Below are 17,001 nucleotides of genomic sequence, written 5' to 3'. Positions count from 1 at the left end.
TAATACGCCACAAAGGACCTTTCGACTTGAGCGACGACTTCCCCCTGGGGTTACTGTTCGGCCTGCTAGCCTTACTGATAGTGCTTTCTGCTTTTTTTTCCAGCTCTGAAACCGGCATGATGTCGATCAACCGCTACCGTCTGAGCCATCAGGCTAACAGCGGTGATCGCAGAGCCAAACGGGTCATGCGCCTGCTCACCCGCCCAGACCGCCTGATTGGCGTTATTCTGATCGGCAACAACTTTGTTAATAACTTAGCCGCATCGATTGCCACGATTATCGCCATTCACTTTTTTGGCGACGTATCAGGGCCTGCCATTTCTACCGCGCTGTTGACCATTACCATTTTGATCTTTGCGGAAGTCACGCCCAAAACCTACGCTGCGATTAAGCCAGAACGCATTGCTTACCCCACATCTTACGCGCTAGAGCCGCTGCTAAAGCTGCTTTATCCGCTGGTATGGCTGGTCAACGTGATGTCGAATGGCTTGCTCAGGCTCATTGGCGTTAAAAGCGTTGATAGCGGCGGCGACAGCCTGACACGCGACGAGCTGCGCACCGTCGTTCATGAAGCAGGCACGCTGATTCCTTACCGCCATCGCGCGATGCTGCTCTCCATTCTCGACCTGGAGAACGTCACGGTGAACGATATTATGGTGCCGCGCCATGAAGTTCTGGGTATCGACCTGGATGATTCGTTAGAAGATATCTTGACTCAGATTCGCACCAGCCAGCACACGCGACTGCCCGTGTATAAGGGTGACATCAACAACATCATTGGCATGCTGCACCTTCGCAACGCGGCACGCTTTCTCTCCCGTGACGAAGTCACCAAAGCGTCTATCGTTCAGGAAGCCCGCGAGCCCTACTTTATTCCCGAATCAACGCCGCTACATACGCAGCTGCTCAACTTTCAAAAGCAGAAGCGGCGCATCGGCATCGTCGTCGATGAGTATGGTGACGTGGACGGTCTCGTCACGCTGGAAGATATTTTGGAAGAGATCGTGGGCGAGTTCACCACCGACGTGTCCGAAGATGAAGAGATTCATCAGCAGGACGACGGCAGCCATGTGATCGAAGGCACCGCCAATATCCGGGAGATTAACAAAATGCTCGGCTGGCAGCTGCCTACCGATGGGCCCAAAACGCTGAACGGGTTGATTCTTGAGCATCTTGAGGCATTTCCGGAAGGCCCGGCATGCCTACAGATCGGCAATATGCGTATGGAAATCTTAGAGATTCGTGAAAACCTCATCACCTCAGCACGCTGCTGGCAGAACGTACGCCTGCCACGCCGCTAGGCTAAGGCTAAGCTAGCTCGTTAGCAGAGCCGCCGTCAGCGGCGGTTGGCAAGATCCTGATCGGCCGCGGCCTTTAGCGCTCTCACGCGGGCTTCAAGAAACCGTCTTAGCGCCATGTCGTCAGCATCCAAACGGTTTAGTGCTGGCCCAAATTGCAAGCTGACCGGGGCACGAAAACGTTTGGGGCATTTCTTAAGCGCCTTGCCACCATGGTGGGAGGTCCACGACCCCCAAAGACCTGCCAACCCGGCGGGAATGACCGGCACGTCGTCCCGCGCCAAAATAGTCTCTAAGCCACGCCGGAAGGCGTGAATTTCGCCATCGGGGGTTAATCGCCCCTCGGGGAATACCATGACGATCTGGCCTTGACGCAGCGCCTCGCTGACATCATCCAACGCCCGTCGTATAGCGCCTGGGCTGCGCCGTTCAGACTCGATAGGGATAGCCCCCACTAGCTGAAACCACCACTTGAGCCACGGGGAATCAAAAATCGGCTGGTCCATCACAAAGCGTAGCGGGCGAGGGCTGGCGCCACCGAGCACCAGGGCATCCATAAAGCTTACGTGGTTACACACCACCAGCGCGGCTCCATGACGGGGAATATGCTGACGCCCGTGCACCTGCAGCCGATAACAAAGCCGCATTGAGACAAAGATAAGCCAGCGCAACACTTGACGAGCCGCATTGACCCACCCCGTCACGACGATGCCTCACGATGGCGCAAACCCGCCAAGATGGTGCTCATCAGCTGATCCAACAGCTCATCAACTTTCAACTGCTGGCCCTGCCAATAGCCCAACCGCTCATTCAGGCCCAGCTGCACAAGGCCGTGCACGCTGCCCCACAGGGTGCGCCCTAACCGGCGTGCTTCAAGATCATCCAGCGCAGGCTGATAAGATTTAAGCGACGCTTCTACCTGCGTAAATAGCGCCTCAATCAAATCACTTTGACGCTGATCAAGCTCACCCTCTTGCGCCAACGGATAATCAAAAAGCAGCTGCCAGCGATAGCAATCCTGCTCAGCGAACCGCCAGTAGGAATGCGCCAACGCGCGCAGCCATGGCTCCGGATCGTCATCGGCAAGGCTAGTAATGGTGTGCTGTAAGCGGGCCAGCGATTCAACATTCACGTGCTGCAATAAGTTATTAAAGCTGCCATATAGCTTGAGCAGCGTGCTGGGAGCACAGCCGACGTTTCTCGCTAAAGCACGCAGTGAAAGACCATGGACTGGCTGCTCAGCCAACCACTCATCACAAGCGTTCATCACCTGCGAATGGAGGGCATCGGGCGCATGCTGTCTAGGACGGGCCATGGCGATCTCTTAAGGTCAACAACAAACAAGAAGGAAGCCTCGCTGCACTTTAGTCGGAACAGCGGGTAATATAGGATACCTTATATCGAACACTGTTTTCGACACTAAAACACACCCTTTCGTGGTTTATTACGCGAAGTCTCCCGCTATCCAGGTACACTTCCACGACGATTTTGCTAAAGGAGATAGGTATGACGGGGCGACTGCATGTGCAAAACTTACCGCTGACCCGTTTATTGCCGACGCTCGACACGTCTGAGCCGTTAATTGAATCACCCAACCTTGCGCCTCGACAGCCCATCTCCGCGATTCGTGCGGAGCAGGGCCAGTATCGGCTATCGTCGCTTTTCTGGGGACTAACGCCCCCCTGGCTCGAGGTGCTAGACCACGCGCCTCACTGCGCGCGAGCCGAAACGCTTGAATCTCGGGCGATGTTTCGCGATGCGTTTAACGCACGCCGCTGCGTCATCCCGGTCAGCGGCTTCTATCTATGGAAAAATCAGCCGCGCAGCAAGCAGCCCTATTTGGCTACCCAGGTATCACGGGCGCCGCTGCTGCTAGGTGCGCTATGGTGCCGCTACCACACCACGCTAACGGCGTTTAGCGACTCGGCCGCGCTCATCACCGTGCCCGCCAATGTTCTTTTATCGCCGCTGACCGACCGCTTGCCGGTGGTCATTCCAAGCCATGCGCTATCCGCATGGCTGAACCCGGATACCGACTCACAAACGCTTAATTCACTGCTAACGCCGGCTCCATTGGAACTGTTAGGCGCTTTTCCGGTATCTAAATATGTCAATAATCCCGCCTATCAGTCACCGGCCTGTGCCCATCCCACCGGGTCGATGCTGCGCTGGGCTGTGCCTCAGGAGCTGTAATGTTGCGATTTTCTAGTTTAATACCCTGGCGCGCCCTGCCTCAGCGCGCGCTGTTTAGTTTTTTTGTGAGCCTTGGCATAGCGCCTTTCGCGCTAGCCGATGACAGTGACACCACGGCGACTGAAGCGACTAAAGAGGCGATTCAAGACGCGGTTAAAGACACTGTCACCCCGATCATTAGCCCTTATGACAGCCGCGACTATCGAGTTTTAACGCTTGAGAATGGCCTCAACGTGCTTATCGTCAGCGACCCAGAAGCAGACAAAGCGGCCGCATCGATGAATGTTCGCGTGGGCAGCGCTCAAGACCCTGACGACCTTAAGGGATTAGCCCACTTCCTTGAGCACATGCTGTTTTTAGGCACCGAACCCTATCCAGAATCGGACGGCTATCAGCGCTACATTTCGGATAACGCGGGCTCTCATAATGCCTTCACCGCACAGCAAGACACCAACTACTTCTTTGACATTGAGCCATCGGCGCTACCCGGTGCACTGGACCGCTTTAGCGAATTCTTCCTTTCACCGCTGTTTAATGCAGATCATTTAGCCAGCGAGCGCAATATCGTTCACTCGGAGTATATGGCGCGCATTCGCGATGAGTCCCGGCGCGAAAACGATGTGCTTAATCAGTTGCTCGACTCTGATAATGCGACGACAGGTTTCGCCGTGGGAAGCCGTGAAACGCTCGCCAGCCCCCCTGAAGGTGAAGCAACGCTGCGTGAACGGGTGATGGACTTTTATCATCAGCACTACGACGCCAACGTCATGAATCTCGCGATTGTCGCGCCTCAGCCGCTGGACACGCTAGAAGAATGGGTGGCCGAACGTTTCGCCGACATTCCCGACAACGACTTAAGCGTGCCCACCATTGATGCGCCGCTCGTGGATGCAGACACCCTGCCCCGCTATATTGAGCGCCAGTCGCTGCAAGACCGTCGCCAGCTACGCTTTTACTTTCCCGTCCCTGACCCAACCGGCGACTACCGCACCAAACCGGCGCAGTTGATCTCACATCTGCTCGGCGACGAGGGTGACGGCAGCCTACTAGCCGTCTTAAGAGATGCAGGGCTTGCCGATGGGCTTTCCGCCGGCGTTGGCCGCGGTGACGGTAACGAGGCGCTGTTCACCGTTTCCATCAGCCTGACGCCAGCAGGCGCTGAGCGCTTGGATGATATTCAGGCCACGCTGTTTGCAGCGGTTGAGCAGCTGCGCAACGACGGCCTTAACGCTTGGCGCTACGATGAACAGAAAAGCCTGAACGAGCAGGGCTTTCGCTTTCAGCAGCACGGCGCCCCTCAGCAGGAGGCCACTCAGCTTTCCATGAGCCTATCGCGGTATCCCGTCGAGGACGTGCAGTATGCGGCTTATCGCATGGACGGCCTGGATGCAGAGCGTCAGCAGGTTTATCTAGATGCGCTCACGCCGGATAACATGCTGCGCTTTTATTCCGCACCGGACATTGAAAGCGAGACCGTATCGCCGTGGTTCAATACGCAGTGGAAAGAGCAGGAACCTGACACAGCGGGCCAAGCACTTAGCGGCTTAGCCCTCCCCGACCCCAACCCCTTTATTGCCAGCGATTTGACGCTGCTAGAAGGCCAAGACGAAAAGCCTAGTGCGCTCGTAGAAACGCCCTCGTTCAGCGCTTGGCACATGCAGGATGCGCGCTTCAACACGCCCAGCGTTGAATGGCGAGTCAGCCTACAAAACCCCACCACCAGCTACTCGGCCGAAGAAGCCGTTCTCACCCAGCTGCTTGCCGGCTGGCTCAACGACAGTCTAAACGAATCGCTTTATCCTGCATGGTTAGCGGGCCAGGCGTTTAGCGCCTACCCGCACGCACGCGGCATGACGCTGTCTTTCTCCGGCTGGCGGGATGGTCAAACGCCGTTCATTGAGCAAGCGCTAGACCAGTTGGAGAACGCTCACATCAGCGACAGCGCCTTCGAACGCGTGCGCTATCAGCTACAGCGCGAGTTGCGCAACGCTCCTCAAGGGTCTCTTTACGGCCAAGCCAGCAGCACCTTGGGCGAAGCGCTGCTAACGCCGCAATGGTCTAACGCCCAGCTCCTCACCGCCAGCCAGCGCTTTGATCGTCACCACCTGGAAGATTTCCGCGAGCGCTTTTTAAGCGATCTTTATGTCGACGCAATGGCGGTGGGCAACACCGACGCAGCGCTAGCTCGAGAACAGGCACAGCTAATACGTGACCGGCTAAAGCCTCGCCTGACCCGTGACGACATTGCCCCGTTAACGCCGCTGGCCGTCAGTGACGAGCCTCACGTGCTGCATCCTGACAGCTCGCGGGATGAGTCGCTGGTACTGCGCTATTTACAAGGCCGTGACCAAACGCCAGAAGAACAGGCAGCCACGATGGTTATCGCCCAGTGGTTGGAAACGCCGTTCTACCAGCAGCTGCGCACCGAACAGCAGCTTGGCTACATCGTCAACGCCGGCTATTCACCCCTGCTCAATGCGCCGGGTATCGCCATGATGGTGCAATCTCCCGGTACTGACAGCGACACCATCGCTGAGCGTATGGATGCTTTTCTTGAAGAGGCTGGCCAGCGCCTTGACCAGCTAAGCGACGAAGAATTAGCCCCCCACCGCCAGGCGATTAACACCCAGCTGCGCCAGCGAGATACCAGCCTCTCAGGAATGGCCAACCGCTACTGGCAGGCAACGGCATTGGAAGACGTACGCTTTGATCGACGCGACCAGTTAGCCGACCTGGTGCTGAACGTTAGCCTTGACGATATAAAGGCGCTTTGGCCATCGCTGCGCGCGCACACTCTGGACGTACGCTTTAATCCCGGCGATGAACCCAGCAACCACATCGAAGCCTATAGAGCAGCGCTTTCAGCACTGCCTAAGCGGCACAATGAGCAGAGCAATCCTTAGCGCTTAACCTTCAAGCGCTAGCGAGGATCAACGACCACCGGCTCAGGCGTCAAACGCCTGAGCCGGCATCATAGCCTCTACAAACATCACCAGCTCTTCTAGAATTTGCCTTTCACGATCGCTGAGCGTTTGCTGATTGTATTGGGCAATTTCGCGCGCAAACGCCTTCAGCGTAAAGCCGGATAAAGCAGGGTCATTGATGCGCATCCAGCGAAACGCCTCCCACTGCTCCCGCTCGTCGCCTTCCAACGTGTCTGGATAGCTGCGCGCTCGAAAGCGAAACAGCATCTCTTCCAAGCGCGCATCTTGAAACGCAAAGCGCTCGCCCACTAGATCCCAGGGCTCCATTGTGCGCGCACGCTCCATCTGCTGACGGTCTGCGGCGGAGAAAAAGCTGCCCGAATAAAGCATCAGATCAGGATCCTGCGAGCCGTCGTCGTAGCCTGCACTAAACACCTCTGCGACCTTTTCTGCTATGCCGCTGGCATCGCGCAGTGTTTTCCAGTGCTGCCGGCAGGCGGCTACATCGAGTCCTAAGCGCGTGACGATGGTGCCGTACTCGCCCTGCTGCGGCCCCTCAACGTCTTTTAAAGCGCTGGCAGGAAAAACCACCGGGCAGCGATTGATATGAATGACTTTCAGGGGAATCCGCGCGTCACCTTCAGCCAAATCCTGCTGGCTAACAAACACGCGCTCACGAATCTGTTGTGCTGACATGCTGAGCAAATCATCAGGATCAACGCTTAAATCGTAGACAATCACGCCGTTCGGATTGGAGGGGTGCTCGGCCAGCGGCATCACCAATGCGCTACAGCCGCGGCTTGCTGGATAGCGGCGCGAGATGTGCAGCAGCGGCTTGGCGTTAGCTAAGTCAAGCTGGTGGGCAACCGCACGCTTACCGCGCAGACCAAGCAGATAGTCAAACAGCTTTGCATTACGCGCCCTAAGCAAACGAGCCAGCGCAATCGTCGCCCGCACGTCGGCCACCGCGTCATGGGCGCCCTCATGGGCAATGCCGTTGGCCGCGGTTAGGTGCTCAAGTTTAAAGCTAGGCGCGCCGTCTTCGCGCAGCGGCCACTCAATACCGGCCGGGCGCAGGGCATAAAAAGCGCGCACAATATCGATTAAATCCCAGCGGGAATTGCCGTTTTGCCACTCGCGAGAATAGGGATCAAGCAGGTTGCGATAAAATAGATGCCGCGAAATTTCATCGTCAAACCGCAGGCTGTTGTAACCCACCACGCAGGTGCCAGGCTCGCTCATATGACGCTGAATTTCGCCTGCAAACGCAGCCTCAGGGAGACCATGACGCTGGGCTTTTTGGGGGGTAATACCGGTGATCAAACAGGCGGCGGGATGGGGTAAATAGTCATCGGCCGGCTTGCAGTAAAGCTCTATCGGCTCACCGATTTCATTTAACTCGGCATCCGTACGTAGCGCCGCGAACTGAGCCGGTCGGTCGCGTCGCGGGTCAGCCCCGAAGGTTTCATAGTCATGCCAGAGAAAACTGGCATGGGCAGCATTGGGTGGCGCCATGAATAAACACTCCGCTGGGCAATGAAAAGCCCAAGCCTAGCACACCCGCCACCCCTTTCGCCGCGTCTTCAGCGCTTTGACTCAGCGCCTGGCCTCAGCCCTTAGGCAAAGTGACGTTCAGCTCCAACACGGAGCAGTTGTCTTCACTGTCCAACGAAATCTGAATGGCGTCGTCGTCTACCTTAACGTAACGACGAATCACTTCCAGCAGCTCGCGCTCAAGCAGCGGCATATAATCCGGCTGGCCGCGCTGGCCACGCTGATGCGCGACAATGATTTGCAAACGCTCTTTTGCCACCGAAGCGGATTTCCTGCGCTCACGCTTTAAAAATTCCAGTAATTTCATCGACGACCTCCCCCGAACATGCGGCTCAGCAGACTTTTGCGCTGCACCTCATGAAAGCGCAGCGGTATGTCTTCACCGAGCAAACGCGATACCGTATCGCTGTAAGCTTGCCCTGCATCGCTAGAGATATCGTGCGTGACAGGCACGCCCTGGTTAGATGCGCGCAGCACGGCTTCCGACTCGGGAATTAAGCCCAGCAAATTAATCGCTAGAATTTCGCGAATATCGTCCAGTGTCAGCATGTCACCAGAGGTAACTCGTTCAGGATTGTAGCGCGTCACCAACAGGTGCTCTTTAATAGGTTCTTCACCCTGCTCAGCGCGGCGCGTTTTAGAGGCCAGCAGCCCTAAGATGCGGTCTGAGTCGCGCACTGACGAGACTTCAGGGTTAGTCACTACAACCGCTTCATCGGCAAAATACATAGCCAGCTGCGCGCCGCGCTCAATACCCGCGGGGGAATCACACAGAATGAAATCGAAATCTTCTTTCAGCTTCTCAAGAATTTCGGCAACGCCTTCCTGGGTTAACGCATCTTTGTCGCGGGTTTGTGAGGCCGGCAAAATAAACAAATTTTCAACGCGCTTATCGCGAATCAGCGCCTGATTCAGCCCTGCTTCGCCTTGAATGACGTTGACTAAGTCATACACCACGCGGCGTTCGCAGCCCATGATAAGGTCCAGATTACGCAGACCCACATCGAAATCGATGACGACGGTTTTTTTACCGCGCAGCGCAAGCCCTGTGGCTATTGCTGCTGCACTGGTAGTTTTACCAACCCCTCCTTTACCAGAGGTCACTACAATTATTTTGGCCAAAGGTCACTTCCTTCTTGAAGTCATTTTTCGTGAGCGCAAGTAATCAGGCGCCCTACGCATAACGGGAACGTCAATGTTATCAACTTGCCACACTGTAACGGATAGTGTCTTCGGCGTCGCTAGGCGTAAAGCGCCAGCTCGCGGTCACACCACATTAACCGAGTGGCTTAATTTCAAGCTGTTCTTTTGTAAAGTGAACTTCTGCTGGCCGCCCCAGCAGCTGTGAATCAATATCTTCCATGCGCTTGTAATTACCCGCCACGGACAGCAGCTCTGCTTCAAGCTCACGACAGTAAATACCCGCCTGCATATTGCCGTGAATGCCCGCTAAAGCACGACCGCGCAGCGCGCCATATACATGAATACTGCCTGCGGCCAGCACTTCCGCCCCGGCATTGACGGCACCAATCACCACCAGATCGCCCTCAGCAGCGCTGACCTGCTGCCCCGAGCGAACGGTGCCACGGAAAAGACGTGTACCCAGCGCAGGCGCATCTGGCTGCTCATTTTCGCTTGCCGCGTCTTCAGCGGTGACTTCATGCACTGGCGTTCTATCGACACTTTCAAGCGTACGTGCACGGCCTTCTTCAATCGGGGGAAACCAGCCCAGTCCAAGTGCCCAGGCCGACTGGCGCACGGGCTCGGTTCCGCCACGCACGGCCACAGGCAAAAGCTTGTGATCCCGGCACACGGCGCAAATACGTTCAAGGGCTAAGTGGGGTTCATTCAGCTTTTCCACGCTGAGCACAACCGGTGTATGCTGAAAGAATGCGGGAGCCTGCGATAGCTTGCCGGCCAACTGCAGACGGATACGTTCCGGGTCGGCGCTGCTTAGCTCCATGACGGTCATCGGCAGCATGCCGCCTTTGAAGGTAAAGGCCACTGCGGCACTATCCACGTTAAGGCTCATGGCCGAACTCCATGTCATGTTTAGATTAGATAAAGGTAGCGCACTATCACGCATTGTGATGTAGAAAATAGTCGCTTACCAGATCATAGTAAGACCAAGCTAAGCGACAGCGCCGATGACTGCAACCGCCTTGTCGTAGAAGACTGATTTTTTTAGCGCTATACACCTCATACAGCAGGATGATCCATGCACGGACTGTTAAGACGCCTGTTCGCCCCTCGGTGGCAACACCCGGACCCCGAGGTTCGCCGCCAGGCTCTCCAGCGACTCGACCCACAGCATAACGAACAGCGCCAAGCGCTACAGTCGCTCGCTCAAGATAGCGATAGCCACATTCAACTTGCCGCGCTGCTCGCCCTTGATGACTGCGCGGGCCTCGTCAACGCGCATCCACAGCACTTGCAAGAAGACGCCTGGTTCACTGCAGTCTGCCAACGGGTAAGTGGGCGTGAGGGCCATACCGATCTGCATCAGCGCCAAGCACTCGTTGAGCAGATCAACGAACCGCGAGTTCTGAGCACGGTTGCCTTACAAGGCGATAATCTCAGCCTGCGCTTGAGCGCACTGGATAAGCTCACTGATGACAACGACTTAATTCATCAGGCATGCCATAACGGCGTGGCGGCCGTGCGCCATCAGGCCGCCGAGCGCATTGAAGACGAAGAAGGGCTGAAGCGGCTACTGAAAGAAGCCCGCCGTGATCGCCAAGTGGTTCGCTTAGCGCGTGAGCGACTCAACCGCTTGCGCAGCGACGCTCAGTGGCTGGAAGCCGAACAGCAGCAGCGAGAAACGCTGCTTAGTCAGCTTGAGCAGCATGCTCGTGCGCCCTGGGAGCCTCTTTACGGCGGCCGTTTCCGTCACCTCCAACGCCAGTGGGAGCTACTTACTCAACCCGCAAGCGTTGAGCAGGACCAACGCTTTCATCAAGCCCTGCTCCACGGCCGCAAGACGCTGCACGACCACGAAACCCAAGAGCAGGCGCGTCAGCAAAGTGCCGAGCGCCGCGAAGAAGCCGAAAACACCCGCGAGCAGCTGCTTGAAGGCATTGAAGAGACTCTTGACGGCCTGCGCCATGCCACCGCCATCACCGTCCAAGATATCGACAGCCTGCGCGCACAGCGTCAGCTTTTAGGCCAACGCTGGCAAACGCTGTCCGATATGCATCCGCCTAGCGACGCCCTCCGCCAACGCCATGCGATAGCTATTCAACACTACGACCAGTGCTTAGAAGCATGGCAACGCTGGAGCGCTACCAGCCCTGCTATCGAAATTGCCCTGGCCAATGGCGATCACTCGGATTTGGCAATGCTGGTTGCTCAGTGCCAGTGGCCCGATAGATTTTCGCCGCCAAGCTTACTGGGCCGCGCCCAGGCGGCTCTCAGCACTGAAAATGCTGCCCCGGCAGAGCCGACCACTGAAGATACGGCCACAGTAGAGACCCTTGCGGCAGAGCTGGATACATTTGAGCAGTTGCTAGAGCGCGGAGCCTTTAAGAGCGCCAGCCGGTTTCATCAGCGGCTTAAACCCAGCATAGAAGCATTAGAAAGCGCCGCTGCTCAGCCGCTCAAAGTACGCTTAAAGCATCTCGCCGCCCGACTTGCAGAGCTTCGCGATTGGCGTGGATTTGTCGCCGGACCAAAACGCGAGCAACTATGCGCCAGCATTGAAGCACTGGCCAGCGACCTGCACATGGCTGAAGAAGCGCTCGACCGCCACCATCGCCAGCTGGTCAAAGAGTGGAAATCCCTGGGTGACGCGGCGGCTAATCGCGAGCAGTCAGCTCGCTTTCGCACCGCGTCAGACAGCATTCATGAACGTCTAGCCCCGTGGCGCGATCAATTGAGCGAAGAGCGCGAGGCCAACCTGAACGCCCGTGAGGCCCTTTGCGCTCAGCTTGAAAGCCTGCTGGCACAGCCCGCAGAAGATGCCGACCCCGATATACTTCGACAGATTCGCGATAAAGCACGCCATCAATGGCGCCATTACAGTCCCGTCTCGCGCGAAGGCTCTGAGGCCATTGGGCGTCGTTTTGGCATCATTCGTCATCGCCTGCAAACGCTGATAGACCAGCGCGCCGAGACCATCGCGTCACAAAAGCAGGCGCTGATTAGCCAAGTTGTAGCGCTTCGCAGCGACGACAGCCAGCCGCTGGCACAGCGTATCCATCTAACGAAACAGCTTCAGCACCAGTGGCGTGCACTAGGCCGCGCGCCCAAGGGCGAAGAGCAAGCGCTTTGGAAAAGCTTTCGGCACGAGTGCGATCAGCTCTTTGCTCAGCGCGATGCGCATAAAAACGAGCAGGCCGCACGCCAGCTGAAACAGCTGGATGATATGCAAATGCTGATTGATGAAATGGATAGCTGGCAACCTATTGACGCCAGCGAGGCGACCACTCTAGACACCTTCCTCAAGCAGGCCGGCCAGCTAGAACCGCTGCCCCATAATCGACGCAGCGAAGGCATGCAGCGCCGTATGAGCGGAATAGTCCGTGCTCGGCGAGAGCGTTTGAATCGCCTTGCCGTCGCCGACACGGTCCAGCAGTGGCACGCCATCATGCCGTTAGTGAATGCTCACTTAGCTGCCGACCAGCGCTATCTTAGCGAGGCCGTTGCCAACGATGTTGATGCTCAAACGATACTCAGCGCTGCGCTTCCCGCGGAATTCATTGCCGCTCATCAAGCCCGCAATGAGCAGCGTCTCAGCGTTAAAGCACCGCTAGCGGATGCGGAGCTCAGCAAGATGACTGATTCGCTCGCTCGATTGAGGGTACATCTTTCAATGCTGGCATTGGGCAGCGTGCGTCAAAGCGATGAGCCTTTACGCCTTGCCATTCAGGTAGAGCGCTTAAATGAAGGCTTTAATCAAGAACGTAGCCGTGATCAGAACGTCACCGACATTTTGGCATCGCTATTGGCGCTAGGGCCGATGCCTGCCGCGCTATGGGCCGCTGAAGTGGAAGAGTTTGATAGCCTGCTTAGCCGGCTGGCAAGAGTGCCGCTGCCTTAGCGAAAACCTAGCTTAGCGGCATCAGTAAAACAATAACGGGAGGCTGCGAAGCCTCCCGTTTGCATGCTTAGATAACAAAATACGCATGCTGCTATCAGCCAATAGCGAGCCACTAGCCCATAAACTGACCGCCATTGATATCAATGTTAGCACCGGTAATAAACCCCGACTCCTTATCGGCTAAGAAGGCTACCAGGCGGCCAATCTCTTCCGGCGTACCATAGCGCTTCACCGGAATCGTTTCCCGGATGGCTTCACGCACTTTTTCTGGAATATTCATAATCATATCGGTGGCGATGTAGCCAGGCGATACGGTATTGACGGTAATGCCCTTAGTCGCCGTTTCCTGCGCCAACGACATGGTTAAACCATGCATCCCGGCTTTGGCGGCTGCATAGTTGACCTGGCCAAACTGCCCCTTGCGGCCATTGATGGATGAAATATTAATAATTCGCCCATAGCCATGCTCCAACATCATCTCAATAACGCTGCGGCAGGTATTAAAAACGCTGTTGAGGTTGGTATCGAGTACTTCGTACCACTGCTCATAAGACATTTTCTTCATGGTGCCATCACGCGTAATGCCCGCGCAGTTCACGAGCACGCTAACAGGACCGTATGTTTCATAGATAGCGCGGGCGCCTTCTATGCAGGCGTTGTGATCGGAAAGGTCGACGCCGGATAGCTCGATATTGTTATAACCGTCAGCATGCTGCGTTTCTAGCCAGGTTTTGGCCTTATCGGGGTTGCGGTAACCCGCGACGACCAGATAACCCGCCTCTGCCAACGAACGGCAAATTGCCGTACCGATACCACCAGTTCCACCAGTTACCCAGGCGACGGGGGCTTGATTGGCCATTGAATACCTCCCTGATATGACAAATGACTTGAACCTAACGGCATAGCATCGCGCCACAAGCCATTGTGAATAAGCGCGGCTGCGCTTGTATTACTCTAATGCGTCCGTTGGTCAAGCAAAGCACCAGCGTAAGCTTTTTATTGTGACTATTTGAAGCATCGCGATACGCCCTTCATGTTGCAGTAGTACACAGCGAACCGCTATAAGCCGAACGTGTTAATACACCTGTTGACTTCACGCAAAAAGCCTGTAGAATACGCCACAAGTTGATGCGGGGTGGAGCAGTCTGGTAGCTCGTCGGGCTCATAACCCGAAGGTCATCGGTTCAAATCCGGTCCCCGCTACCAAATATAGAAGAAACCAATACCTTTACGGGTGTTGGTTTTTTGGTTTCTGGGTTCCAGAAAACTCGCTATCTATCTATGCCTATCTAAGTTGAATGACATCCCTCTCAACGATCAATCTTTGGCAGCTAAGCTTAATTCACTCAAGCATGCACTACTCCAACATAGACTCTAAGCGCAGCGCCTGTTCGCCCGTCAACTGCGTGACGCACTGCATCTCAGAAAGATTGGCGATGGTGGGGTCTTGAACCGAAATGAATTTACACATGCCATCGCGAAAAGACAGCCAAGTGCGGTGCGCATCAAGTAACTGGGTGCGCAAAAGCTCCGTGGACTGTTCGGCCTGCATTGCACTATAGGCCTCACTCAAACGAGCATCCCAAGACTGCAGTACGCCCTCGTAGCATTCGGTCATCGCCTCGGCCGTATCGCCATCGCTACGATTAGCCATGCACTCATGCGCCGGCTGGCCGATACAATCGATCTTCTCTCCAAATGTGTCAGTAGACGCTAAACACTCTTCGATATTCTGACGATACGACTGCTCATCCTGAGCATAAGACGTACTTGTGCATAAAGCCCAAGCGACAATGATGAAAAGGTACAGGCGCAGCCTAGGCGGTTTCACTAACATCATCAGCGCTCCTTCAATGACGGGGCATTTTTACTTGTAACTAATCTTAGATACGAACACCGTATCAGCTTTCCCATTGTTATAGCATGATTAGGCATCCCTATATTCACTGGCAGCCAATATTCCGGTTGAATATTCCCCGCTGCGCCTGCATATCATGGGTAGCTATTTTCTTTTTTTAAGGTTGAGTCTAGCCATGCAAATTATTGATCCCCGCTCGGGCAAGCCGCTTACTGCCGATCCTGGCAATGCCGCAACGACAGCCCCGGGCGCTGAGCAAGCAAACGTACGCCCCGAAGATGTCATTATTGAGCTGAATGCAGGCAATATTCAGCAGATCCTAGAAGCATCAAAGCAGGTTCCGGTGCTAATGGGCTGCTACTCGCCTGCCAACGAGGCATGCAGCACGCTACTCGCGGTGCTGGAAAGGCTAGCGGTTGAATACGCAGGCGCCTTTTTACTTGCCAAGCTCGACATTGACGCCAACCCGGAAATTGCTGGCCAGCTAGGCGTCCGCTCGGTGCCTGATGTGAAGCTAATCAGCCAGGGCGGCTTAGTGGATGGCTTCCAAACCGCGCTGCCTGAAAAAGAAGTGCGTGAGTGGTTAAATCGCTACTTCCCTGCTTCCGGTGAAGCCCCGCCCAGCCCAGAAGATCAGGCGGAAGAAGCGCTAAAAGCTGGCGATACCGCTGGCGCGCGCGAGATTTATCAAACCCTTATCGGCCAATATCCCGAACACTACGCTTATCAAATAGCGTTTGCGCGCGTGCTGGTCGCCGAAAACCGCTGTGACGAAGCGCGGAACGTGCTGGATAACCTGCCGCCTGAAGAGCGCGATGCCGCGCCTGCGCGCGGAGTACGTGCCAGCATCGAGTTTAGCGAGCAGGCACTCTCGGCTGAAGAGATCACCGCGCTTGCTGATCGCACCGATAGCGAAGCGCAGTATCAACGAGCGCTGCGCCAAATAGCGGATGGTCACTATGATGAAGGTCTACAGGCGCTGCTTACGCTGATGAAACAAGACCGTGCCTACAACGATGATGCGGCGCGCAAAACGCTCCTTCAGGCATTCGATGCGCTAGGCGCTGACCATCCACTGACCGTTGCCTACCGCCGCAAACTCTTTGCAATGCTCTATTAAGCAACTTTTAAAACTTTCTTAACCACTGGCACCCATGATTAACAACGCCGCTTCCAGCTGAGAAGCGGTGGTGTCAGCGTTAGGCCGCCCTGACTGCCCACATTCCTTATCTGTTATTTCTAGAAATACTGCCACAAAGCTGACTTTTTAGACGGTACAACAGGTAGCACGCAGCAAGAGGAATCATGAATGAACAAACAAGACAAACCATTACGAATAGATATCGTGTCGGATGTTGTTTGCCCCTGGTGCATCATCGGCTACCGGCAGCTGGCCGAGGCGTTAAAAGCAACCGGCACAGCGCATGAGATTCATTGGCACTCATTTGAGCTGAATCCAAACATGCCGGCTGAGGGCCAAAATCTGCGCGACCACATCGCTGAGAAATATGGCACCCGCGCCGAGGAATCCGAAGAGAGTCGGCGCAAAATGACAGCGCTGGGTGCAGAGGTTGGTTTCGAGTTCCGCTTCAGTGACGATATACGTACGTACAACACCTTCAACATACATCAGCTTCTACATTGGGCCGACCAGCAAGAGCGTATGCACGACCTGAAACTGGCTCTCTTTACGGCTCACTTCACCCATCAGCGCAATCTTTCTGACAACCACGTGCTGGCAGACATAGCCGCAGAGACTGGGCTGGATCATTGCGAAGCTCTGGCGACGCTTGAAAGCCAACGCTTCGCTAAAGACGTGCGCGATGCGCAGCGCATCTCGCAGGAGCAAGGTATTCAAGGCGTGCCGGCCGTTATTTTCAATCGCCGTCATCTAGTGACTGGCGCCCAGGGAGTAGAAAACTACACCCATATTCTGGAACAGCTGGCTGAGATGCAGGATTGAAGCAGCCCGCCTGCTGCCGGGCGCCCTGTCCCCGCTCGCCAAGCTCAAACACGCTCTTGGGCAGCATGCAAGCAACGCTTGGCACTTGCTTATAGCGAAGCCCAACGAATCCGCGTAAATAGACGGGCATAACGTTCTGGTAACTTCTTAGATGTCTTTAGCAACCGACCTAA

The 17,001-nt window shown here is 55.7% G+C and carries 14 protein-coding genes and 1 tRNA gene; 7 read left to right on the top strand and 8 right to left on the bottom strand.

What is annotated here, in order from left to right; translation table 11 throughout:
- Positions 1-26: 26 nt before the first annotated feature.
- Entirely contained in the window at positions 27-1,301 is a 1,275-nt protein-coding gene (locus KUO20_RS01775; RefSeq protein WP_235041208.1) for an HlyC/CorC family transporter, read from the top strand.
- Positions 1,302-1,336: 35 nt separating this feature from the next.
- Here the strand turns inward: KUO20_RS01775 and KUO20_RS01770 are convergent, their stop codons facing one another.
- Together KUO20_RS01770 and KUO20_RS01765 are read right to left on the bottom strand one after the other, a co-directional pair.
- Positions 1,337-2,002, bottom strand: a complete 666-nt coding sequence (locus tag KUO20_RS01770) for a 1-acyl-sn-glycerol-3-phosphate acyltransferase (RefSeq protein ID WP_235041207.1) — start codon at positions 2,000-2,002, stop codon at positions 1,337-1,339.
- Positions 1,999-2,613: a TetR/AcrR family transcriptional regulator gene (locus KUO20_RS01765; RefSeq protein ID WP_235041206.1), complete on the bottom strand. Its 615-nt coding sequence runs from the start codon at positions 2,611-2,613 to the stop codon at positions 1,999-2,001. Before KUO20_RS01765 ends, KUO20_RS01770 begins: the two co-directional genes overlap by 4 nt.
- A gap of 191 nt (positions 2,614-2,804) precedes the next feature.
- Here KUO20_RS01765 and KUO20_RS01760 point away from each other — a divergent pair, with 191 nt between their 5' ends.
- Both KUO20_RS01760 and KUO20_RS01755 read left to right on the top strand, forming a co-directional pair.
- The gene (locus tag KUO20_RS01760; RefSeq protein ID WP_235041205.1) at positions 2,805-3,491 is read left to right on the top strand and encodes an SOS response-associated peptidase; all 687 of its coding nucleotides are present in this window, start codon (positions 2,805-2,807) and stop codon (positions 3,489-3,491) included.
- On the top strand, positions 3,491-6,394 hold the full coding sequence (locus tag KUO20_RS01755) for an insulinase family protein (protein ID WP_235041204.1): 2,904 nt from the start codon (positions 3,491-3,493) through the stop codon (positions 6,392-6,394). The genes KUO20_RS01760 and KUO20_RS01755 overlap by 1 nt, the downstream gene beginning before the upstream one ends.
- A 42-nt stretch (positions 6,395-6,436) precedes the next feature.
- Here the strand turns inward: KUO20_RS01755 and sbcB are convergent, their stop codons facing one another.
- The 4 genes from sbcB to minC all read right to left on the bottom strand — a co-directional run bounded on the left by sbcB (position 6,437) and on the right by minC (position 10,001).
- Positions 6,437-7,930, bottom strand: a complete 1,494-nt coding sequence (gene sbcB, locus KUO20_RS01750) for an exodeoxyribonuclease I (protein WP_235041203.1) — start codon at positions 7,928-7,930, stop codon at positions 6,437-6,439.
- A gap of 94 nt (positions 7,931-8,024) precedes the next feature.
- Positions 8,025-8,276 carry a cell division topological specificity factor MinE gene (gene minE / locus KUO20_RS01745; RefSeq protein ID WP_096276083.1) on the bottom strand — a complete coding sequence of 84 codons (252 nt, stop codon included), beginning with the start codon at positions 8,274-8,276 and terminating at the stop codon, positions 8,025-8,027.
- Positions 8,273-9,091 carry a septum site-determining protein MinD gene (gene minD, locus KUO20_RS01740; protein ID WP_235041202.1) on the bottom strand — a complete coding sequence of 273 codons (819 nt, stop codon included), beginning with the start codon at positions 9,089-9,091 and terminating at the stop codon, positions 8,273-8,275. The genes minE and minD overlap by 4 nt, the downstream gene beginning before the upstream one ends.
- A 154-nt stretch (positions 9,092-9,245) precedes the next feature.
- Positions 9,246-10,001 carry a septum site-determining protein MinC gene (gene minC, locus KUO20_RS01735; RefSeq protein ID WP_235041201.1) on the bottom strand — a complete coding sequence of 252 codons (756 nt, stop codon included), beginning with the start codon at positions 9,999-10,001 and terminating at the stop codon, positions 9,246-9,248.
- Between the two features lie 186 nt (positions 10,002-10,187).
- Between minC and KUO20_RS01730 the strand changes: the two genes are divergently transcribed.
- A complete protein-coding gene (locus tag KUO20_RS01730) occupies positions 10,188-13,007 on the top strand; it encodes a DUF349 domain-containing protein (protein ID WP_235041200.1) in 2,820 nt (939 codons plus the stop codon).
- A 112-nt stretch (positions 13,008-13,119) separates the two neighbouring features.
- Here KUO20_RS01730 and phbB read toward each other — a convergent pair whose 3' ends face one another.
- The gene (phbB, locus tag KUO20_RS01725) at positions 13,120-13,866 is read right to left on the bottom strand and encodes an acetoacetyl-CoA reductase (RefSeq protein ID WP_235041199.1); all 747 of its coding nucleotides are present in this window, start codon (positions 13,864-13,866) and stop codon (positions 13,120-13,122) included.
- A 270-nt stretch (positions 13,867-14,136) separates the two neighbouring features.
- Here phbB and KUO20_RS01720 point away from each other — a divergent pair.
- A tRNA-Met gene (locus tag KUO20_RS01720) sits at positions 14,137-14,213 on the top strand.
- 151 nt (positions 14,214-14,364) lie between these two features.
- Here the strand turns inward: KUO20_RS01720 and KUO20_RS01715 are convergent.
- Positions 14,365-14,847 (bottom strand): lysozyme inhibitor LprI family protein, encoded by a 483-nt coding sequence (locus tag KUO20_RS01715; RefSeq protein ID WP_235041198.1) that lies wholly within the window; start codon positions 14,845-14,847, stop codon positions 14,365-14,367.
- A gap of 193 nt (positions 14,848-15,040) precedes the next feature.
- Here KUO20_RS01715 and KUO20_RS01710 point away from each other — a divergent pair, with 193 nt between their 5' ends.
- Both KUO20_RS01710 and KUO20_RS01705 read left to right on the top strand, forming a co-directional pair.
- Positions 15,041-15,985 (top strand): co-chaperone YbbN, encoded by a 945-nt coding sequence (locus tag KUO20_RS01710; RefSeq protein WP_235041197.1) that lies wholly within the window; start codon positions 15,041-15,043, stop codon positions 15,983-15,985.
- Positions 15,986-16,174: 189 nt separating this feature from the next.
- A complete protein-coding gene (locus KUO20_RS01705) occupies positions 16,175-16,828 on the top strand; it encodes a DsbA family oxidoreductase (protein ID WP_235041196.1) in 654 nt (217 codons plus the stop codon).
- Positions 16,829-17,001: the final 173 nt, after the last annotated feature.

It is taken from the genome of Vreelandella profundi (assembly GCF_019722725.1).
Classification (GTDB): domain Bacteria; phylum Pseudomonadota; class Gammaproteobacteria; order Pseudomonadales; family Halomonadaceae; genus Vreelandella; species Vreelandella profundi.
Note: the sequence above shows the minus strand (reverse complement) of the source record. Positions and strands in the feature narration are given on the sequence as shown.